The organism is Parafrankia irregularis, assembly GCF_001536285.1.
Taxonomy (GTDB): domain Bacteria; phylum Actinomycetota; class Actinomycetes; order Frankiales; family Frankiaceae; genus Parafrankia; species Parafrankia irregularis.
The window spans coordinates 116852-137758 of the sequence record NZ_FAOZ01000020.1 but is presented as its reverse complement, the minus strand read 5'-3'; the positions used below and the strand labels follow the sequence as shown (position 1 = coordinate 137758).

At 72.5% G+C, this 20907-nt stretch carries 13 protein-coding genes; 3 read left to right on the top strand and 10 right to left on the bottom strand.

Going from position 1 to position 20907, the window contains the following annotated elements; translation table 11 throughout:
* Window positions 1–5 precede the first annotated feature (5 nt).
* Window positions 6–1625 (bottom strand): GGDEF domain-containing protein, encoded by a 1620-nt coding sequence (locus tag AWX74_RS25490; protein WP_242666414.1) that lies wholly within the window; start codon window positions 1623–1625, stop codon window positions 6–8.
* Between the two features lie 605 nt (window positions 1626–2230).
* Window positions 2231–3379 (bottom strand): cysteine--tRNA ligase, encoded by a 1149-nt coding sequence (locus AWX74_RS25485; RefSeq protein ID WP_242666413.1) that lies wholly within the window; start codon window positions 3377–3379, stop codon window positions 2231–2233.
* A 549-nt stretch (window positions 3380–3928) separates the two neighbouring features.
* Between AWX74_RS25485 and AWX74_RS25480 the strand changes: the two genes are divergently transcribed.
* Window positions 3929–4999: a glycosyltransferase family protein gene (locus tag AWX74_RS25480; RefSeq protein WP_006540768.1), complete on the top strand. Its 1071-nt coding sequence runs from the start codon at window positions 3929–3931 to the stop codon at window positions 4997–4999.
* Here the strand turns inward: AWX74_RS25480 and AWX74_RS25475 are convergent.
* A complete protein-coding gene (locus AWX74_RS25475) occupies window positions 4915–5946 on the bottom strand; it encodes a TetR/AcrR family transcriptional regulator (RefSeq protein ID WP_091281952.1) in 1032 nt (343 codons plus the stop codon). The two genes, AWX74_RS25480 and AWX74_RS25475, sit on opposite strands and share 85 nt — an antisense overlap.
* A 118-nt stretch (window positions 5947–6064) precedes the next feature.
* On the opposite strand from AWX74_RS25475, the gene AWX74_RS25470 reads away from it, so the two are divergent.
* Window positions 6065–8530 carry an MMPL family transporter gene (locus AWX74_RS25470; protein ID WP_091281948.1) on the top strand — a complete coding sequence of 822 codons (2466 nt, stop codon included), beginning with the start codon at window positions 6065–6067 and terminating at the stop codon, window positions 8528–8530.
* On the opposite strand, the gene AWX74_RS25465 is transcribed toward AWX74_RS25470, so the two are convergent.
* From AWX74_RS25465 to AWX74_RS25440, 6 genes are read right to left on the bottom strand one after another with little or no spacing between them, the layout of a single operon-like run.
* The gene (locus AWX74_RS25465) at window positions 8490–9881 is read right to left on the bottom strand and encodes a glutamine synthetase family protein (RefSeq protein ID WP_165615784.1); all 1392 of its coding nucleotides are present in this window, start codon (window positions 9879–9881) and stop codon (window positions 8490–8492) included. The two genes, AWX74_RS25470 and AWX74_RS25465, sit on opposite strands and share 41 nt — an antisense overlap.
* Window positions 9882–9919: 38 nt before the next feature.
* Window positions 9920–11878 carry an IucA/IucC family protein gene (locus AWX74_RS25460; protein WP_091281944.1) on the bottom strand — a complete coding sequence of 653 codons (1959 nt, stop codon included), beginning with the start codon at window positions 11876–11878 and terminating at the stop codon, window positions 9920–9922.
* A complete protein-coding gene (locus AWX74_RS25455) occupies window positions 11875–13302 on the bottom strand; it encodes a lysine N(6)-hydroxylase/L-ornithine N(5)-oxygenase family protein (protein ID WP_091281940.1) in 1428 nt (475 codons plus the stop codon). The genes AWX74_RS25460 and AWX74_RS25455 overlap by 4 nt, the downstream gene beginning before the upstream one ends.
* Window positions 13302–15425 (bottom strand): IucA/IucC family protein, encoded by a 2124-nt coding sequence (locus AWX74_RS25450; protein ID WP_226931225.1) that lies wholly within the window; start codon window positions 15423–15425, stop codon window positions 13302–13304. Before AWX74_RS25450 ends, AWX74_RS25455 begins: the two co-directional genes overlap by 1 nt.
* A complete protein-coding gene (locus tag AWX74_RS25445; RefSeq protein ID WP_091281937.1) occupies window positions 15422–16975 on the bottom strand; it encodes a pyridoxal phosphate-dependent decarboxylase family protein in 1554 nt (517 codons plus the stop codon). Before AWX74_RS25445 ends, AWX74_RS25450 begins: the two co-directional genes overlap by 4 nt.
* Window positions 16972–18399 carry a diaminobutyrate--2-oxoglutarate transaminase family protein gene (locus AWX74_RS25440; RefSeq protein WP_091281933.1) on the bottom strand — a complete coding sequence of 476 codons (1428 nt, stop codon included), beginning with the start codon at window positions 18397–18399 and terminating at the stop codon, window positions 16972–16974. The genes AWX74_RS25445 and AWX74_RS25440 overlap by 4 nt, the downstream gene beginning before the upstream one ends.
* Before the next feature lie 483 nt (window positions 18400–18882).
* On the opposite strand from AWX74_RS25440, the gene AWX74_RS25435 reads away from it, so the two are divergent.
* Window positions 18883–20343: a type III PLP-dependent enzyme domain-containing protein gene (locus AWX74_RS25435; protein ID WP_091281929.1), complete on the top strand. Its 1461-nt coding sequence runs from the start codon at window positions 18883–18885 to the stop codon at window positions 20341–20343.
* Here AWX74_RS25435 and AWX74_RS25430 read toward each other — a convergent pair.
* Window positions 20327–20770: an ATP-binding protein gene (locus AWX74_RS25430; protein WP_054571425.1), complete on the bottom strand. Its 444-nt coding sequence runs from the start codon at window positions 20768–20770 to the stop codon at window positions 20327–20329. The two genes, AWX74_RS25435 and AWX74_RS25430, sit on opposite strands and share 17 nt — an antisense overlap.
* Window positions 20771–20907 lie beyond the last annotated feature (137 nt).

Sequence of the window (20907 nt, the reverse complement as noted above, 5' to 3'; positions counted from 1 at the left end):
GGGCCTCAGAGCGCTTCGGCTGCTCCGCTGACCGCGAGCTGGTCGCCGCCCGCGGGCGCCCCGATGGTCCCGCTGACCGCGACCTGGTCACGCCCCGCGCTCTTCGCCGCGTACAGCGCGCTGTCGGCGGCCGCGACCAGGCCGAACGTGTCCGCGGCGTGGGTCGGTATGGCGGCCGCGCCCACCGACACCGTGACCGCGACGAGCTGCTCGCCGGCCGGGCGTGGCCCGTCTCCCGGCCGCGGCGGGTCGGTGCGCCGGCCAGGCGGGTCGAGGTGACCGCCCGGCGAACGGGTGCCGACCCGGATCGGCGTGGCGCAGACCTGGCGGCGCAGCCGCTCCCCGACGGCCGCGAGGTCGATCTCGGGCAGGTCCGTGACCAGGACGGCGAACTCCTCACCGCCGTACCGGCCCAGCACGTCACCGGGTCGGGTCGCCGCCCGCAGCCGGCGTGCCACCTCGACCAGGACGTCATCCCCGACCGGGTGCCCGAACCGGTCGTTGATCGACTTGAAATGGTCGACGTCGATCAGGAACAGGCCGAGGCGGTGGCCCTCCCGCAACGCGCGGTCGACCGCCGCGGACAGCTCACCGTCCAGATGACGGCGGGTGTGCACGCCGGTCAGACCGTCGGTGATCGCGGCCTGGTGCTGGTCCGCGACCAGACCCGCCATCCGGAAGATGATGAGGACGAACATCGCGCCGCTGGAGACGGCGACGACCACCAGGCCGTCGGTCTCGCCGCGAACGCTCTGCACCGTCAGCACGATCGGCGCGACCAGCGCCGCCGCGGTGAGGGCCAGCAGCCGGGACGTCGACAGGACCGCCGTGCTCCGTTTCCGGGTGCTGGTGAGCTCGCGCATGCTCGGATGGAGGGCGGCGCCGCCGAGCCCCAGCGCACCGAGCAGCGCGACGAGCTGTGCGCCGCCGCCGTTCTGGTCCGTCCCGTCGATCTGCCGCGGCAGGTAGAGCAGCGATGCGGCCAAAACCGCGGAGAGGTGGCTGAGGAGCAGGTAGCCGGCCGGTCCGCGCCGGCCGCGGTCGAGCACCAGCAGCAGGCCGGCCGCGAACAGCGCCGGGAACGAGGCGGCGTAGGCCAGCGCGGTGACGCGGGTCGCGAACGAGGACGAGGACGAATGCTCCGCCGACAGACCTGGGGCGATCACATAGACCCAGGCGACGAGGGCCCCCGCGACGCCGATGGTCGCACTGTCCAGCACGTCGGTGAGCCCACCGGGCAGGCCACGCCGGCGGGCCAGCACGACGACGCCGGCCACCAGCAGTGGGTACTGGGCCAGGTAGCAGACGTCCCAGAGCCCCGGGAAACGGTGCCGGTCGAGCAGGTTCCCGATGCCGTAGAGCAGCGAGTCGCCGAGGGTCGCCGTGGCCTGGGCGGCGGCGAACAGCCACCACGGCAGCGTGGCCGCCGGGCGGTTCCGACGTACCCCCACGCACACCGCGACCGTGGCGCAGACGCCGGCCACCAGCTCGACGGCGGTGCGCCCGGTCGGCAGGGTGCCAGCTGCCGACAGCGCCCAGAAGACGATCAACAGACCGATCCCGCCGCCCAGCGCCAGGGCCCGGCGGCGGTCGGAGGACGGCCGCATGGCTCGGGGTGCGGTCACCGATCACCGGGAATCGCCGGCGACCGGGTGCCGGGCGGGAGCGACCGGGGCATGAGCAGCGTCTCCGAATACGAATGCGTGAAGCTGCGGAGGCGCCGGTGCAGGGGCGCGGGTCCGCGGGAGCGGGGTCCGTGGGTTGTGGTGCGGGGGATCGCGGAATCCGAACGCCGGAGACGCTGGACGGGCGCACTCCCAGCAGCCGGGGCGCCGGTGCTGCCCGCAACGCCACCTCGTACCCGAGACGGCCCGAGTACCGGAGGTAGCCCGACAAAAGCGCTTCAGCCCGTTGGGCCGGACCTGGACCACAACAGAACCATCCTGATGGTAGCTCCGTGTGCACGATCCTTTGACGCAGGGTATGAGCTTTTGTCTGATTCTTGTGTCGCGGCGTTGGCCCGGTACGCCGGGTGTGGGCGAGTGCGCAGTCCTGTCGTGGCTCGACCCACGGTCAGCCGGTGAGCAACCGGTGATCAGTCGGTGATGGTGGCGGTGCCGTTGCCGGCGACGCAGTCTCGGGGTGGCGCGAGCGCGGAGCCGTCTGAAGCGGGGAGCCGTCTGAAGCGCGGAGCCGTCTGAAGCGCGGAGCTGTCTGAAGCGCGGAGCTGTCAGATCAGCCCCAGGACGGAGATGAAGCGCCGGGCCGCGTCGCCGCCGGCCTCCAACGCCACGGCCTGTGCCCGGACGGTGTCGAGGTTGGCGAGCAGCGCCGCGTCGACCTCCGCCGCGGCCGGGCTCTCCCGCTCGCCACCGCCACCGCCACCGGGCCGCGCCGCGGCCGCATAGAGCGCGTCGAGCGCCGCCTCGGCCGCGTCGAACGCCGACTCGTCGAAGTCCCAGTCGGCGTCCCACGCGCGGCCGAGGCAGAGCAGCCGCAGGGCGGACGGTGTGTGCCGGGTCAGCAGGTCGTCGACGAAGGCGAGGTTGCCCAGGGACTTCGACATCTTGACCCCGCCCACCCGGACGGTGCCGGGGTGCAGCCAGGCCCGCGCGAACGGCCGGACGCCCGTCGCCTGCTCGGCCAGCAGCGACTCCACGGCATGGTGCGGGAACCGCAGGTCGGCGCCGCCGACGTGAAGATCGATACTGGAGCCGAAGGTCGACAGCACCATCGCCGCGCACTCGGCGTGCCAGCCGGGACGACCCGGCCCCCAGGGGCTGGGCCAGCTCGGAAACTCGCCGTCGGCCGGGTCCGCCCGCCAGACCGCGACGTCGAGCGGGTCGTCACGGTTCGGATCCCGCGGGTCGTCGTTGAACTCGGCGGCGAGAGTGATCGCCGCGGCCCGGTCCAGGCCGGCGCGGTCCGCCGCCTCGGCCGTGCGGGCGTAGACGGTGCCGTTGCGTTCGTAGGCATGACCGGCGCGCAGCAGCGCGGTCGTGAGCTCGATCACCCGGGTCACCGCGGCACGCGCCGTCGGCTCGTGGTCCGGTGGCTGGATCCCGAGCGCGGACATCGAGCGGTCGAAGGAGAACCGCTGCATCGCCGCGACCTGGTCGAAGGGCATCCCCAGCCGGCGGGCCTCGGCGAACATCGCGTCGTCGACGTCGGTGATGTTGCGGGCGAGCTCCACCTGGACCCCGGCCGCACGCCATACCCGCGCTGTCAGATCCGTCCACAGGTAGGTGGCCGCATGGCCCAGATGTGTGACGGCATAGGGAGTGATGCCGCACACATAGACCCGGGCGCGGCCGACGACAGGGATCGGCGTCCGGCCAAGCCGGAGGTCCGGGCGCATCGGGTCCAGTACGACATCCACCACCTCAGCATGCCATCGTGTCGCCGAGCAGGCCTTCCCAACCGGGGCCCGACCAGCCGGGACGGCCGGGATCCACGCGGACGTGTCCGGACCCGCCGGGCGTCGTCCGGACAGCTCCCGGGTACACCTGCGAAGGGTCTGGTGTCCCGTCGCACCGGCCGGATGGGCGGCCGGCGGCACGGGCGGCCGGGTGCCGGTGAACCTGGCCCGGGCCGGCTCGCCGAGCGGGCCGAAAGTGATGTTCTGGGGGACTCCTCCGGGGGAGTGACGATCCGTCGCGCAACATCCATACTTTGATCCCCGCACGCCGGCCGTGTGTTCCACGGCGGTCGGTCCCTGGGGGGATCCGCGGGTAAAGGTATGGAAAGGTGTGAAGAGGGAGGATCGCCAGCGGCGTCCGGTTGACCGGGGAGCGCCTGCCCGGAAAGCTTCGCCTGACGTGGTTCACGTGGTACGCGAACCATCAGGTGTATGTCGGCCACGTCTGCGCGGGCGTGGCCGGACCTGGGGGGGTCTTAAGCCAAGAAAGGTCTCGAGAGAGGGGCGTCCGTGCGAACGCTCGAACCCACCACCCTCGACCTCGATGCGATCGAGGTGGACAAGCTCAACAGAGGCGTCACGCTAAGTCTGCTGATACCCGCCCGCGGGCCTGAGGCGGCGCGGGCGCTCGGGACCATCATCGCGCTCAACCGGCAACGGTGGATGCAGGAACGCAGCGTCATCGACGAGATCGGCGTAATAGTCGATCCGTCCTCGGACGGTGACGAGCACGATCTGGTGCGGATCGCGACGGAGGCGGGGGCGAGCTGGGTCGCCCGAGGCCAGTCCGTCATGGAACGGCACGCGGGGGCGGAGGACGCCGCGGCCGGTGGCAAGGCCGGTGCCATGCGCAGCCTCGCGTACCTCGCGTTCGGTAACCGGCTGATTTTCCACGACGCCGATCTTGAAAGTTATGATCCGATCACGGTCGGCGTTCTGGCCGCGGCGGCGACCGCCGGCAATGCCCCGCTTTTCGTGAACGGAAGCTCGCGCAGGGTCACTGGTGACGGGCAGCCCGGCGGGCGAACGACCGAGATGCTGCGCTCGCTTCTCTCGAAGCAGCTCGCGCGTCATGTGCCGTCCATCACCCGGACAATCCAGCCATTGATCGGGGAGTTCGTGATTGACGCCGACGTCTTTGCGTCGCTCGCGTTCTCCCGTGGTTACGGGGTGGAGACTTCCCTGAAGGTTCTCGCTCTGGACCTTCTCGACTACGCGGACTGTCTACAGGTCGAGCTGCCGATCAAGTATCAGGTTGGTCAGCACTACCACAACCTGGTCAAGCAGTTCCATGAGATCAGTTTCACAATCGATGTTCTCGAGGCCTACTTCCAGCGGCGGCGCCTCGATCCGCATGTCGCCGTCTGGCAGATTGCCGACAACTACGACCTCCTATTTCCGGGTCGTACCTATCCGCTGTACCGGCCACCCGGGTACGACGAGACCGATTTCGTTCCGCGACTGGGCTTCTATCAGCCGCTGGCGACCTCGCCGGCCTACCAGGCGCGGCTGGGCGAGATCAAGAGCGCTCGCCGTGCTGCCCTTGACACCCTGAGTAGGAGGATGCGGACATCTGCCTGACGGGGTGTCAGCAGGTCTGACCGGGCGGTGGTGACACCGCCCGGACGGATCCCGCGCGTGCCGTTCGTGCCGCTCGTGCGGGCGGTGTGATCAGGCGGGCGGGAGAACTCGGGGAGCCGCTCGACCGGCGCCGGGCGGCGCAGCCCTGACGTCGGGCGGTGCCGCGCCGGAGCCGGGTTCGGGTGCGCCCTGACCGATGCCGGCCGCCACCGGTCGGCACGGTCGATCACCTCGGCGAAGTCGACGGGTGCCTGGCCCCCGACCCGCACCAGCGCACCGATCATCTGCTGGTCGAAAAGCTCGCCCGAGCCCCTCAGCGGCTCCGGGAGATGACCGAACAGGTCCAGCGCCAGCAACCCGTGCAGCTGGGTCCACACCAGCATGCAGGCGGCCTCGGCGACCGGGCCGAGGCCGGAGTCGTCACAGTCCCACGCCTCGAACTGCCGGCGGAGGTTGGGCGACAGCTCGGCCTCCAGCCCGCTCGGGTCGAAGACGCCGGCCTCGATCGCCTCGGCCATGCACCGCAGGAGCACGGCGACGGACCGTTCGAGCTCGTCGAGCACGGCGGTCGACGGGTCGGTGAGGTCATCGGGCTGCGGGCCGAAGATCAGCGTGTATTCCGTCGGGTTCAGCATCGCCCAGCGCCGGTGGGAGCGGGCGACCAGCAGCCAGCGCACCAGGTGGTCGTCCGTCGGCGCGGCGTCGAAGGCCGCCTCCAGCACGTCGGCGAGGGAGCTGTAGGCGTCCTGCGCCAGCACGTGGATCAGTGCGGCCCGGCTGTCGAAGTACCGGTAGATCGCCGACGGGGTCATCCCCATCTCGCGTGCCACGGCCCGTAGCGAGAGCCCGGCCGCGCCGCGCTCGGTCAGCTGCTTGTGGGCAGCCTTCTTGATCTCCTCAATCGTCGTCTGGCGGAGACGCTCGCGGCGGGGGACTGGGCGAGTCACCGTGCCATGCTGCGGCCAGAATGCGATCGGTGTCAACTTCCAAGAACAAGGGTCTTGACAGAGAACGGTGTTCGCGAACACTGTTCTCCCAAGAGATCGCTTCTCTCGGGAGGGTCCCGTGTTCACCGCTGTAGCGAAGATCGTTACTCGCCGGCCGCGTCTCGTCCTGCTGCTCACCCTCATCGCACTGCTCGGTGCCGGCGTGCTCGGCCTCGGCGCGTTCGGCAAGCTCGAGTCGGGGGGCTTCGACGACCCGGCGTCCGCCTCCAGTCGGGCCGCCGACCTCGTCGACGAGCGTTTCGGCGGGGAGCCGAACCTCGTCCTGCTCGTCACGGCCCGTCCCGACATCACCGGCCAGACCCGGACCGGCCAGACCCAGACCGGCCAGACCCGGACCGGGCAGGCCGTCGACGACCCGGCGGTGGCGGTGGCCGGGCGCGAGCTGGCCGCCGATCTGGCCGCCCAGCCCGGGGTCACCAACGTTTCGTCCTACTGGACTGGCGCGCCACCGCTGAAATCCGACGACGGCCGCTCCGCGCTGGTCATCGCCAGCGTGGACGAGGACCATGCCAGCGACCTGGTCGCCCGCTACGAGGACGCCTACGAGGCCGGCCAGGTGCCAGGGGGTGACGCCGACTCGCCGGTCACGGTGCGCCCAGGCGGTGCGGCCACCGTCGGCGAGGACATCAACGGCCAGGTGGGCGCCGATCTCGCGGTGGCCGAGGCGATCGCGATCCCGATCACGACCGTGCTCATGATCATCGCCTTCGGTGGACTGGTCGCCGCGCTCCTGCCGTTGGGTATCGGGCTCATGGGCATCCTGGGCGGCTTCGCCGTGCTGTCGGTGGTGGGCAGCCTCACCGACGTGTCGATCTTCGCGGTGAACCTCACCACGGCGCTCGGCATGGGCCTCGGGATCGACTACGCCCTGCTCATGGTCAGCCGTTTCCGTGAGGAGCTCGCCGCCGGCCGGGACCGGGCCGAAGCGGTCGCGGTGACGGTCCGCACCGCCGGGCGGACCATCCTCTTCAGCGGCGCGACGGTGATCGTGGCGCTCGCCGTGATGCTGGTCTTCCCGCCTTACTTCCTCAAGTCCATGGCCTACGCGGGGATCGCGGTCACGGCGGTCGCGGTCTTCGCCGCCGTGGTCGTCCTGCCAGCCGTGCTGATGCTGCTCGGGCCGAAGGTGAACGCCCTGCGGGTCGGCGGCCTGCTCGGCTTCCTGCGCCGCTGCCGGGCGGCCGGGACGTCCGCGGGTGCCGAGGGCGGCGCGGGCACCGCCGTCGGGAACGCGCCTCGGGAGACCGTGGAGTCGCCGTTCTGGCGGCGGGTGGCCACCGTGACGATGCGCCGGCCGCTGCTGGCCGGGCTGCCGGTCATCGCCCTGCTCCTCGTCCTCGGCGCCCCGTTCCTGCACGTCGAGTTCGGCACGCCGGACGACCGGGTGCTGCGCGCCGACAACTCCAGCCGCGCGGTCGGAGACGTCATCCGCAGCGACTTCTCCTCCAACGACGCCGGGGCGATCGTGGTGGTGGTGACCGGCCCGGCCGAGGCCACCGGTCCGGACGAGATCGCCGACTACGCGGTCGCGATCTCGAAGATGGACGGTGTCGCCCGGGTCGACAGCGCCGCCGGCGTGCTGGTCGACGGCCGGACCGTGGTGCCGCCCGGTGCGTCCACCGAGCGCTACTCGGCCGAGAACGCCTCCTACCTGCGGGTGGTGCCCTCGGTGGAGCCGCATTCGGCGCAGGCACAGGAGCTGGTCCACCAGGTCAGGGACCTCGCCGCCCCGGCCGGCACCGAGGCGCTGGCCGGCGGCCCGCCGGCGGTGCTCGTCGACGGCAAGGCCACGATGGCCAGCCACCTGCCGCTGGCCATCGGGCTCATCGCGCTGACGACCTTCGTCCTGCTGTTCCTGTTCACCGGCAGTGTGGTGCTCCCGCTGAAGGCGATCGTCCTGAACGGGCTGACGCTCACCGCCGTGTTCGGCGTCGCCGTCTGGATCTTCCAGGATGGCCATCTCGCCTCGTGGCTGGACTTCACCCCGGGCACGCTCGACACGTCGATGCCGGTGCTGCTGTTCTGCATCGCGTTCGGGCTGAGCATGGACTACGAGGTCTTCCTGCTCTCCCGGATCAAGGAGGAGTACGACGCGGGCGCGTCGAACACCGAGGCGGTCGCCGCCGGCCTGGCCCGCACCGGGCGTCTCGTGACGACGGCGGCGGCCCTGCTCGCGGTGACCTTCATCGCCTTCTCCACGTCCTCGGTCCGCTTCATGCAGATGTTCGGGCTGGGCACGGCGCTGGCGATCCTGCTGGACGCCTCCCTGATCCGCGGTGTGCTGGTGCCGGCGTTCATGCGGGTCGCCGGGCAGGCGAACTGGTGGGCACCGAAGCCGCTGCGCGCCCTGCATGCCCGCATCGGCCTGAGCGAGGCCGGCCCGGCCGGAGGCACCGCCGTGGTCCCGTCGGACGAGACAGCATCCGACGGGACACCTTCCGGCCCGGTCCCGGCCGACCGGGCGTCGTCAGGTGACGAGGGTGTCAGAACCGCTCAAAGCAGCGTCGGCGTTCCCAGTCCGTGACGGTTCGCTCGTAGCCGGCCAGCTCGACCTCCGCCGCGTAGGCGAGATGATCCACCACCGGCTGCCCGAAGGCGGCCCGGACGACGGCGCTTTCCCGCCACGCCCGGGCCGCTTCGCGCAGTGAGGTGGGCAGCCTCGGGACGTCGTTCGCGGCGAAGGCGTTCCCGGCCCGCGGCGGCTCCAGCGGCAGTCGATGCTCGATGCCGTACAGCCCGGCTGCGATCATCCCGGCGACGGCGAGGTAGGGGTTCGCGTCGCCGCCGGGCACCCGGTGCTCGATCCGCAACGAGCCCCCGGAGCCCACCACCCGTACCGCGCACGTGCGGTTGTCGTACCCCCAGGAGATTCCGGTCGGCGCGAAGGCGCCGGGAGCCAGCCGCTTGTAGGAGTTGACGGTCGGCGCGTACAGGAGGGTGAGCTCGGCCAGGCAGGCCAGCTGCCCCGCGACGAACCAGCGCATCAGCTCCGACATCCCGCCGCCGCTGCCTCCGTTACCGCCGCCGCCTCCGCGTTCGCCCGAGTTCGCGCTCCCGTCCTCGCCCGTGGCGGCGGCGAGGACGAGGCCGCCCTGCGTGGTGCGCAGGGACAGATGCACATGACAGGAGTTCCCCTCGCCCTGGTCGTACTTGGCCATGAAGGTGAGAGCGCGGCCCGACGCACCGGCGATCTTCTTCGCGGTGGTCTTGTAGAGCACGTGGTGGTCGCAGGTGCGCATCGCCTCGTCGTAGCCGAAGACGATCTCGTACTGGCCGGGATGAACCTCGGCACGCGCGGACTCCACCCGGGCGCCCGCCACCGCCATCGCGGTGCGGATCGAGCGGACGAGATCGTCCAGGCGCTCGGTGCCGGCTAGCGCGTAGTCGATGTTGTAGGTGCTGGCCGGCGTGAGCCGGGTGTAGTCCCGGCGGGCGGCGTCGCGGTAGTTCTCCTCGAACACCAGGAACTCCGGCTCGGTGCCGGCCAGCGCACACAGGCCCAGGCCGGCCAGCCGGTCCAGCTGCCGGCGCAGCACCGTCCGCGGTGCGACCTCGACGGTGGAGCCGTCCGGCCAGAGCGCGTCCGCGATCACGATCGCCGACTGGGGCCGCCACGGCGCGCGGCGCAGCGTCGCCGGGTCGGGGACCAGCCGCAGATCCCCGAAACCGCCCTGCCAGGGGTCGTAGGCATAGCCGGGTCCGGTCTCCATCTCGACGTCGACCGCATAGAGATAGGTGCACGCGCCGACGCCGTCGCCGCCCAGCAGCCGCTCACGGAAGTACTCCGGCGACAGCGCGGTGCCGAGCAGCCTGCCCTGCAGGTCGGGTGCGGCGACGATCACCTCGTCGACGCTGCCGTCGGCAAGCAGTGCCATCGTCTCCGGCGCAGGGGGCGGGGGACTCCCGGCCGCTGTCAACGCCCATCTCCGAGCGGTTCGCCGTCGCCGGATGGCTCGCCGCCGGATGGTCCGCGGTCGCCAGGTGTGCCGGTGGCCACGAGCGGGTTGGCGACCATGCCATGCAGGACGTCGAACTGGGCGTCCCGGCCGGCACGCTCGTGGAAGCCCGCCCCCGACAGCTGCTCGCGGTTCAGGCAGACCCGGTCGAACGACGGGGCCAGCAGGTCGATCAGCGCGAAGCGGTCGGCCAGCTCCGGATGCGCCCGCTGGTAGTCGAGCACGGCATCCCGCACCATCGCCCAGAACTGTGGTTCGGCGATCCCGAGGTGATCCTCGACGACCACCGAGAAGTACCGGAAGTGACCGGCGAACACGGCGGAGAGCACCGAGTGGGCGAGCATCCGGGCCGGCCAGTGGCGGCACAGCGCGCTCGCACCGCCGTCTATGGCGGCGCGCTGCGGGAAGTCACCCTCGACCAGGTCGATGTCGGCCCCGAAGTCCTTCACCGCGATGCGCCGCGGCACGTCGTCGGCGTCGAACACACAGATCACGTTCTCGCCGTGGGGGGTGAAGGCCACTCCGTACACGTACAGGTAGTGCAGCAGCGGTGGGAGCAGGGCGTGCAGGAACGCGGCGAGCCACTGGGCGGCGGTCAGCCCGGACCGGTGCACCAGCTCGGCTGCCAGCGCTCGGCCATCCGACCCGATGGTGAGCAGCGCGGCCATCGTCCGGGCCCGTTCGCCCGGGGCGAGGAAGGCGGTGACCGGCTCCCGCCAGAGCACGCCCAGCAGCTCGTGCAGGCGGTAGGGGGCGTCCGCCAGCGAGTCGAAGGCGGGATGCGCCACGGTCGCGCCGGCGACCTCCGGCAGGGGGATCACCCCCATCGCCCGCAGCTGCGGATCCTGCCGAGCCACTGACGTCAGCCACGAGGAGACCACGGGACCGGCCTTCGCGTCCTCCGCGGACATCCCCCGCCACACCAGGGTGTTTCGGATCATCAGGGCGAGCTTGACGTCGCGCCCGCCCACCGTGTCGATGTTCGCCACCGTGCGGACGGACTGCAGCGGCAGGTAGCGGTCCGGTGCCTCGCCCAGATCGACCAGGGCCCCGGTGGCCAGCTCGCCGGCGAAGAGCGTCGTCACCACGTTCTCCCACTGCCATGGATGGACCGGCAGCCACACATACCGCGCCGCCAGCGCGTCAGCGTCAGCGGCGTTGGTTCCCCCGGCGCGCCCGCCGCGGATCAGCGCCGCCGTCAGCGCGGCGGTGAACTCCGCCCGGGTCGCGGCCGACAGCTCGCGGTCGTACAGGTCGGACGGCGTCAGCCCGGCCTGCGTGACGAGCAGCCCCAGACCCGGCTCGGCGGCCACCCAGCGAAGCCGGAACGGGACGCCCGACTCCGGGGCGTAGCAGGCCGCGTCGGCCACGCCGAAACCGAGCCGGCCCTTGTTCGCGGCCAGGCAGGGATGACCGGCCTGGCGCCCCTCCAGCTCCAGGTGGGAAAGCCCGGCCAGCCGCGCCGCGGGCAGCGCCCCGCGCAGGATCTCCACATCCGCTCGCTGGGTCGCCGTCACCTCGCGTACGACGTCGGCGAGGACGTCGCCGGACCACCCCAGCAACGCCTGCGCGTCGAGCAGGAACCGGACCGGGTCGTCGGCCGGCTCACCGCCGCGGCGCAGGGTCGCGGCCGCCGGCCACCAGGTGCCGAAGGTGCCCCGCCGGGCCCTGAACGTGTAGGCCGCCGGACCGCACTCGATCCGGTAGTGCGCCGACGTGCCCCGACCAACGGCCAGCGGGGGCGGCGCAGCCGTGGGCGGCGCCGCGGCGGGTGTTGTGGCGTGCGTGGTGGTGTGTGTGGTGGGGACGAGCAGTTCCTCGTAGGCCAGCTCGGCGATCAGCCGGGACAGCAGCGCGCGGCCCGCGGTGCGCCACAGCTCGGCCTGCGTCGGCTCGACCTGCTCCGGGCCCGTCACCGGCCCGCTCCGCCGGCCTCGGTGGCCTCGGCGGGCTGGACGGGCTGGGCGGGAACCGCACCCCCGGTCGCCCCGTCCGGCACGGCGGCTCGCGGTGGCTCGGGAGCGCCGAACGTGGTGAAGGCGGTGGGTGGAGGCAGCCGGTGCGCCCGCCCGTCGGTCAGGTCGTCGAGGATCACCGCGGCCCGCCAGGCGCCCAGCCCCAGATCGGGCGCGCCCACCCCGTGCGTGTGCAGCTCGGCGTTCTGGACGTAGATCCGTCCCGTGACCTCGGCCGCGGTCGCGAGGCGGTACCGGTCGTCCACCCGGAAGCGGCCGCCGGGGTCGAGGTGCAGCAGCCCGCCGACCGGGTCGAGCAGCGTCGGCCGGCGTGGTGCGTAGCCGGTGGCGAGGACGACCGCGTCGGTGTCAACAGTGAACTCGCGGTGCTGGGCGCGGTGCCGGCACCGCAGGCGCAGGGCGTGCGCGTGATCCGCGCCGGGCTGGCTCACCGCCTCCACGGACACGTTCGGCAGCAGCAGTGCGTCCGCGTCGGTGCCGCCGATGCTGCGCTCGTAGAGCAGGTCGTAGATCTCGCCGATGGTCTGCGCGTCGATGCCCTTGTAGAGCTGCCACTGGCCGGGCACGGTGGCGTCCTTCGTCGGCTGGTCGAGCCCGTGGAAGTAGCGCACGTAGTCCGGGGTGAACTGTTCCAGGCCCAGCTTGGAGTACTCCATCGGCGCGAACGCGGGGGTGCGGGTGATCCAGGCCAGCGACTGCCCGGTCGAGGGCTGGGCGCGCAGCAGCTCCGCGAACACCTCGGCGCCGGACTGCCCGGAACCGACGACCGTGACATGCCGGGCCCCGGCCAGCTGGTCGCGTTGCCCGCGGAAGTCGGCCGAGTGGAACACCCGCCGGCCGCGCACGCCGGCAAAGGCCGGCGGGACGACCGGCTCGGTGCCGAGGCCGAGCACGAGGTTGCGGGCGGTGAGCACGCGGGGTGCGGACTCGTCCGGGCCGCTGACCGTCACCTCGAACAGCTCGCTGCCCGGCCGCCAGCGCACCGCATCGACCCGCGTCCCGAACCGGGTGGACCCGAGCGACTGCGCGACCCACCGGCAGTAGTCGTCGTACTCACGCCGCGGCAGGTGGAACCGCTCGTAGAAGTAGAAACGGAACAGGCGGTCGTGTTCGCGCAGGTAGGACAGGAACGACCACCGGCTGGTCGGGTCGATCAGGGTCACCAGGTCGGCGAGGAAGGGAACCTGCAACGTCGTCCCGTCCAGCAGCAGCCCCGGATGCCAGTGAAAGGCGTCCTGCTGCTCCAGGAAGACGGCCCGCACGCCCGGCACGCCGTCGGCGAGCGCCGCCAGCGACAGGTTGAACGGGCCGAGTCCCACCCCGAGCAGGTCGAACGGCTCGGGGGCCGTGGCGGAGGGTGACATCAGGGACGGACCTCCACGATTGGATTGGGGATCTCCACGTAGATCGACTGGGAGGTCACGGGGCCGACCAGCTCGTCGCGGCCGTCGACGCAGGTGCGCAGGTTCGCCTTGCAGGGCAGGGTCGGGGCATCCAGCAGGCGGTTCAGCAGCGCCCGGCCCCGCCGCGCCCGCCCGCCCGGGCCGCAGCGGGCACGGACCAGTTCCGCACGCAGCTGTGCGAGCAGTACCCGTTCGTCCGCGATCCCGGCGGCGCCGAGCGCGCCGATGACGGCGAGGGCGTTGTTCACCACCGTGTAGTAAATGAGGCGCTGCTCGACCAGCGCGTCGTCGAAGACTGCGGGCAGCCCGTCCCCGAGGCCGGGAACCTCGTGCCGCGCTGCCTCGGCGCGGGAGGCGGCCAGGTAGTAGCCCTGGCTGTCCCGGAACCATCCGGTGACCGGCCAGCCCTGGTCGTCAAGTGTGACGACGGTGTTCTGCAGATGGGCCTCGAGGCCGACGCCACGGCGCAGGTAAAGGTCGAGCACGGGCAGGATGAGTACCCGCAGGTACTGGCCGTACCACTCGCCCGCCACTGTCGTGGTCGCCACGTGGCTGGCCGCCGCCGAGCCGGTCTGCGCCGAGCCGGCCGCCGCCGGGAGGGTCACAGCCGAGCCGGCTGCCGCCGGGCGGGTCGCGGCCGTTCCGCGGCGGGTGAGGCTTGTGATGATCTCGGCGAGCATCGACCGCCGTGACCGGTCGGGCGCCCCGGAGGCGAGGTCGGGGCGGTCGGCGATCAGCGCGGCGGCGCACACCGCCCGGTCCCCGGCCCCGAACGGGTTGGTCCGCAGCGCGCACTCCAGCCCACCGGGCAGCACCGCGGCCCACGACGGCTCGGAAAGGAGCCGGAAGTCCGGATGGTGGCGGCCAAGCCATTCGTCCAGGGCCAGCCGGGCGTACCGGGCCATCTCCGCGCCGAGGGCGAGCTCGTCGGTGTGCAGCTCCCGGCGGGAGTTGGTGATCCGCATACCGAGGGAGAGCTTGAGCATGACCGGCGCGTCCGGCCGCCACACCGTGCGCAGCGACGATGTGGGGAACCAGGGCGGCCCGGACGGACCGAGATCCACCAGCCGTCCGTCGTCGAGCAGCCGGGCGAGCTCCGGGCGGTCGCCGACGGTGCGCGCCTGCCAGGGATGGGCGGGCAGCAGCAGGTAACCCGGCGGTGCCACCGGGCCGGTACCCGTCCCCTTCCCGGTCTCGTTCCCGTTTCCGTTCCCGGTTTCCGTCCCGGCCTCGGCCCGCAGCGACGCGAGCGTTCGGGCCGGGTCGGGTCCGCCGTGGCGGACGATGCCCGGATGCGCCGCGAACCAGTGCAGCCGGAACGCCCCATGCAGCTCGGGCGAGTACCGCGCCGTCTCGGCGGCCGAGGCCTCCCCCCGGTTCTTCGCGGCCGGGTGAAACGGGTGACCGGTGATCAGAGCACGTTCGGCCACGAGGAACGGCGCGCGGTTCGCGGCGTCCCCGGCCGGCACGCGGGCGGGCTCGCGGGCCGACCGATCCGCGGGCTCGCCGGGCGCCGACGCACTTGCCGCCGACGCACTTGCCGCCGACGCGGCGGCGGGCTCACCGCGACGGAAGGCGACGATCCGGGTGATCCACTCCGCCGAGTCGAGGATGCGCGCCAGAGCCCCGCGCGCGGTGCCGGGGGGCAGTGCCGCACCGGCGGCCACTTCTCGGGTCAGGAGCGCGGCGAGCAGGCCAGCGTCGAGCAGCCCCGCGTCGGGCCGGCCCGCGTCGATCGGCGTGCCGTGCAGACGCGGCGGGCCGAAGCGGTGCCAGCCGGTCGGAGACCGGTAGGTGATGTCGAGGTCCAGTGCCAGGCCGGTCGCGGGCAGCGGCAGCCGGAGCGCCGGGCCGGTCGGCGTTCCCGCCTCGGCGCCGACCTCCCTCAACCAGCACCGGAGCAGGACCTCGGTCACGACCTCGTCCGCCTCGTCCGCCGCGGCACCGGCCGGGCCCGTGTCTGCCGGGGCCGCGGCTGCGGTGCCGGCCCCGGATACACCGGGGCTTGCCGGGTCTGGGCGGATCGGGCCGGGATCGGGGGCCTCGGCGGTCCTGTCGGCGACCGTCCGCTTCGCGATGGTCAAGGCTGTGCCTCGGCCGCGATGCGGTCTCCGGTGGCGGCGACGAGCGCGAGCAGCGCGGAGACGTCGGCGGCGGTGGCCGCCGGGTTCAGCAGGGTGAGCTTGAGGTGGACGGCGGCCTCGGGGCCGGCGGTCGTCCGCCCCACGACCGCCGCGCCGTCGTCGAGCAGGCGGCTGCGGATCGCGGCGTTCAGCCGGTCGAGCCGGGTGCCCTCCTCGGTGCCGGTGCCGGTGCCGGTGCCGGCCGGGACGTACCGGAACAGCACGGTGCTGAGGGTGACCGGCGCGGCGAGCTCCAGCCGAGGGTGGTCGGCGATGACGTGCGCCGCGTGCTCGGCGAGGTCGTGGCAGGCGTCCACCATCGCCCCGAGGCGCTCCCGGCCGAGCGCGCGGAAGGTCACCGCGATCTTGAAGGCGTCCGGCCGGCGGGTCGTTCGCAGCGATCGTCCCAACAGGCTGGTGTATCCCGCAGTGGTCTCATCGGCCGGGTTGAGGTAGGCGATCTCGGCTTCCAGCCGGCTCCAGCCGCGCCGTGACGGGGTGAGGAAGACTCCCGCGGGTGCCGGCTGCCAGCCCAGCTTGTGCAGGTCGAGCGCGACGGAGTCGGCCTGGTCCAGGCCCGTGAGCCGGCCGGCGAGCCGGCGGGAGAACAGGGCGCCACCGCCGTGCGCGGCGTCCACGTGCAGCCAGCTCGGCGCCGGATGGCTGCGCACCAGGTCGGCTATCTCGGCCAGCGGGTCGATCGCGCCGGCGTCGGTGGTGCCCGCCGTGGCGACGACGAGGACGGGGCCGTCGTGCCGGGCCAGCGCGGCCCGCAGCGCCTGGACGTCCATGCGGTACGCGGCGTCGACCGCGACCGGGACGACCTTCGTGAGCCCGAGCAGTTCGGCACCGCGCCGAACCGAGTGGTGGCCGGCCGCCGAGCACAGGACGGGAACCGGGCCCGCGCTGCCACCGCGGCCGGCCCGCCCGAGCTGGGCCCGTGGCCCGGGCCGGCCGTGGTGGGCTCTCGGCCCGCTCCGGCCCCGGGCTCGCGACCGGATGGCCGCCTGCCCGGTGGTGTGGCTGCCGAGCAGCAGGCCCATCAGGTTGGACTCGGTGCCGCCGGTGGTCACGGTGCCCACGGCGTGCGTCGGGTCGAACCCGACGAGCTCGGCCAGCGCGGCTACCACCTCCAGCTCGACGGTCGTGCCGGCCGGGGCCTGGTCCCAGGAGTCCAGCGACGGGTTGAGCGTGCTCACCGCGAGATCGGCGGCCACGGCCACAGCCAACGGTGGGCAGTGCAGATGGGCCGCGCAGAACGGATCCGCGGGATCGGCCGACCCCGCGGTCAGCATGCGGGTGAGCGCGCCGAGCGCCGCGGCCTCACCGTCGCCCGTCCGGGGCAGAAGCGGCCCTGGCCCGAGCGCGTCGAGCGTCGCCTGCCGGACGGCGGCCGGCCCGCCGGCGGGCAGGGGGCCGCTGCGGTCCCGGCGGCCGGCGTCGAGGGCCTCCAACGTGACCCGTAGCAGTGTTCGCAGATCGTCCGCGGGTTGGTGACCCGGCCCCGTCATCCCATCCTCTCTGCTGCGCCGGAAAGTTTGGGCGTGCCGGACAGTGCGATGGCGTCGGCCAGGATCTCCAGCGCGAGGTCCGCCTCATCGTCCGTGATGGTCAGCGGCGGCAGCAGACGGAGCACGGCGTCATGTCGGCCGCCGAGCTCGATGATCAGGCCACGGTCGAGGCACGCGGATCTGATCGCCGCGGCCCGAGTGGCATCCGGGGGCCGAGCGCCGGTCCGGTCCGGCTCCCGGTGCGGGTCGACGATCTCGACGCCGAGCATCAGGCCGCGGCCGCGCACGTCGCCGACGATCTCGGTGCCCCGGGCGATGTGGTTCAGACCGGCCAGCAGCCGGTCACCGACCACTCCCGCGCGATCGCTGAGCCCGTGGTCCCGCACCAGCCGCAGGGTCGCCAGCCCCGCCGCCATCGCGAGCTGGTTTCCGCGGAAGGTGCCCGCGTGCGCTCCCGGCGCCCAGACGTCCAGGTCGGCGCGGTAGGCGACGACGGCCAGCGGCAGCCCACCGCCGATCGCCTTCGACATCACGAGCATGTCGGGCACCACGCCGGCCCGTTCGCAGGCCCAGAAGGTGCCGGTACGCCCGACACCCGTCTGGACCTCGTCCACGATGAGCGGGATCCCGCGGCGGCTGGTCAGCTCGCGCATCGCCCGTAGCCACCCGTCAGGGGCCGGAACGACGCCGCCCTCCCCCTGCACCACCTCGAGGATCATCGCGGCCGGGCTGGTGATACCGCCGCAGGGGTCGTCGAGCAGCTGCTCGACATAGTGCGCGGAGATCTCCGCGCTGGCGGCGCCGCCCACACCGAACGGGCACCGGTACGGGTAGGGGAAGGGCAGCCGGACGACCGAGGCTGCTGTCGGCAGCGGCTCCTTCACGGGCACGTTGCCGGTCACGGCGAGTGCTCCGGCTGTCATCCCGTGGTACGCACCGGTGAACGCCAGGACGTTCTGGCGCCCGGTGACGGTGTACGCGAGCTTGAGCGCGGCCTCGACGGCATCGGCGCCGGTCGGCCCGCAGAACAGCAGCTTCGGGTCCTCGCGCAGCCCGACGGGCAGCGTGTTCGCCAGTTCCTCGGTGAAGGCGTCCTTCTGCGGAGTGGCGATGTCGAGGACGTGCAGGGGCGCTCCGGAACGCAGGACGCGCTCGATCGAGGCTACGACCGCCGGGTGGTTGTGCCCGGTGGCGAGGGTGCCGGCTCCGGCGAGGAAATCCAGGTAACGCCGCCCGTCGGCACCGGTGATCCAGGACCCCGTGGCGCTTGTCGGCACAATCGGGAGCGATCGTGCGTAGGTGCGGGCGGCGGATTCACGGGTGGCCTGCCGCGCCAGGATCGCCGCCGCGGCCTTGGGATCCGCATTGTTGGGACCTGCTCCGCCGGTACTGGCATCGATGTCGGCCGGTGAGATTGTCGTCACGGCGACTTCCCTTCGAGCGGACCGGATCAGGGAAGCCTAACCTCAATGAGTCCCGATCTCCGGCCAGTGGACGCGCCGAGCTCTTCCTCACTGTTGAACTGTGCTGCACCCCTCGCGTCGGGGCGTTCTCTCCCTTACGGCTGCCGACTGTCGGGGTAGGGCGCTGGCCGTGCTCTCCATGTGGGATTTTTGCGGCTGGGCTTCCTCGGTGGGTTTCCTGCATGGGCTTCGCCCGCGGCTTCCCGTCCGACTCCCCGCGCGATCGTTGCCCACCGTGATACTACGATCGCAAATGGGCGAGGTGGAGCCGTTCCGTGGATGTCGGCATCGTTTCGGGGCGGTTTCTATTTCGTGACCTCGTTTCCCCGCCCGGCGGCCCGGCGTGCCTGCACTCGACCTGGGCATGACGGCTGGCTTCTGATCCGGGTCGGGAGAGGCTCGGGCAACGCGCATGCTTTGCCGCCACGTCGTACATTTCGGGCTGTGCTGGATCTTCCGATCTCGGCGGCGCCACTGCGCGCCCTCGGCCCGGACCGGTTGCCCCCGGCTGTGATCGAGTACGTGCGGGCCTGGCCCGGCGGCGGCCTGCAGCTCGGCGGTGGCGCGGAGTCCGGTGTCGACGCGGAGCCCGAGCTCAGCGCGTACCTCTACGCGCCGACTGTGGCGGAGCGGGCCGCCGTCGACCTGCGTCGCCATCTGCCGCCGTGGGCGCAGCTGTACTTCGCGGTCAAGGCCAACTCCTTCCCACCCGTGCTCGACGCGCTGCTGGCCGGCGGTCGTGGGGTCGACGGGTTCGAGATCTCCTCGGCGCGTGAGCTCGCGCTCGCGACCGATGCCCTGGCCCGCACGGGTCAGCCAACCCAGCCGCGGCCCCAGCCCCAGCCGCAGCCGCAGCCGCAGCCGCAGCCGCAGCGGCAGCCGCAGCCCCTGCCCCGGATGGTGGCGTCGGGCCCGGGAAAGTCCCTGAGCCTGCTGCGGGCCCTCCTGGATCCCGCCGCGGGTGAGACGTCGGGAACCGTCGACGTCGTCAACGCGGAGAGCCCTCTGGAGCTGCTGCGGATCGATGCGGTGGCCGCCCGAGCCGGCCGCCGTGCCGCGGTCGCGCTGCGGGTGAACCCCGCCCGGATCGGGCTCGCCGGCTCGTTGCGGATGGGTGGGCGTCCGAGTGCCTTCGGGATCGAGGAGCGGGAGGTGCCGGGCGCGGTCGAGCTGGCGCGCTCTCTGCCGGGGATCGATCTGGTGGGCTTCCATGTGCATGCCGTCTCGGGAAACCTCGACGCGGCCGCGCACCTGGAGTACGTGCGGTGGTGTCTCGACTTCGCCGTCCGGCAGGCGCGCGAGGGCGGCTTCGACCTGCGGGTGGTGGACGTCGGCGGTGGTCTCGGCGTGCCCTTCGAGCCGGACCGGCGGGGCGAGCGTCCGTTTGACCTCGATCTTTTCGGTGATGGCCTGGCCCGGCTGCGCCCGCCGACGGACGTCCGAGTGATCTTCGAGCCTGGCCGGATGCTGGTGGCCGACTGTGGCTGGTACGCGGCCGAGGTGACCGACGTCAAAAAGGTGCACGGTGAGGCTTTCGCGATACTTCGGGGCGGTATCAACCATTTCCAGTTGCCGACCTCCTGGGAGATCGTTCACAACTTCGCCGTGGTGCCCCGCGAGAGCTGGCCGGTGGGCTGGCCCCGGCCCGAGGTGGCCGCCGGCCCGGTCACCGTGGTGGGCGAGCTGTGCACTCCCGAGGACACCCTGGCCCGGGACGTGACCGTCGACCGCCTGCGGGCCGGCGACGTCGTGGTCTTCCCGATGGCCGGTGCCTACGGCTACGAGTTCGCCATGCACGAGTTCCTCGGCCACCCCCGCGCGGCCCGTATCGTCCTGCCGCCGCCAGCTCCGGATCGGTCGGCCTCGGATCAGTCGGCCCGGGATCCGTCTACTCCGACCGGATGACCGGCAGGTCGAACCAGAGGTACTTGCCGGACTCCACGGAGACGGCGCCCCAGCTGCCGGCCAGCGCGTCGAGGACCAGCAGCCCGCGGCCCCCCTCGGAGTCGGCGTCGATCACACGGCGGTGCGGCAGCGTCGTCGACGTGTCGGACACCGAGGCGTGGACGAGGCCCGGCCGAAGCTCGACGAGCAGCCACACCGGCGGACTGCCGTACTTGACCGCGTTGGTGACGAGCTCGCTCACGAGGAGCTCGGCCGTGGCCCGGCTGTCGTCCGGCAGGTCGGTCAGCCCGAGGCACTCCCGCAGCACCCGCCGTGCCTGCGGCACGGCGGACGGGAGGTAGGGCAGCTCCGCGACGATGTGCGTGGCCGGCGGACGGCACGGACCCGTCTGCTGGACCACACTCATCGGAACCGACGTAGAACTCATCGATCACCACGTCTTGAACGGGGACATCTCGCACTGTTTACCCATCAGGCGGCAGCGCAATCCAGGTGCCCGGGGTCAGGTGAGTCTTCCCCCTGCCCCCGTCGCACCGTCCACGCCCGGCTCCTCGAACTGCGGAT

Excerpts from the sequence above, each read along its gene's own strand:
- AWX74_RS25465 (WP_165615784.1), bottom strand. The coding sequence starts at position 9,881 with ATGGCACTGCTTGCCGACGGCAGCGTCGACGAGGTGATCGTCGCCGCA.
- AWX74_RS25430 (WP_054571425.1), bottom strand. The coding sequence starts at position 20,770 with ATGAGTTCTACGTCGGTTCCGATGAGTGTGGTCCAGCAGACGGGTCCG.
- AWX74_RS25445 (WP_091281937.1), bottom strand. The coding sequence starts at position 16,975 with ATGACGGGGCCGGGTCACCAACCCGCGGACGATCTGCGAACACTGCTA.
- AWX74_RS25455 (WP_091281940.1), bottom strand. The coding sequence starts at position 13,302 with ATGTCACCCTCCGCCACGGCCCCCGAGCCGTTCGACCTGCTCGGGGTG.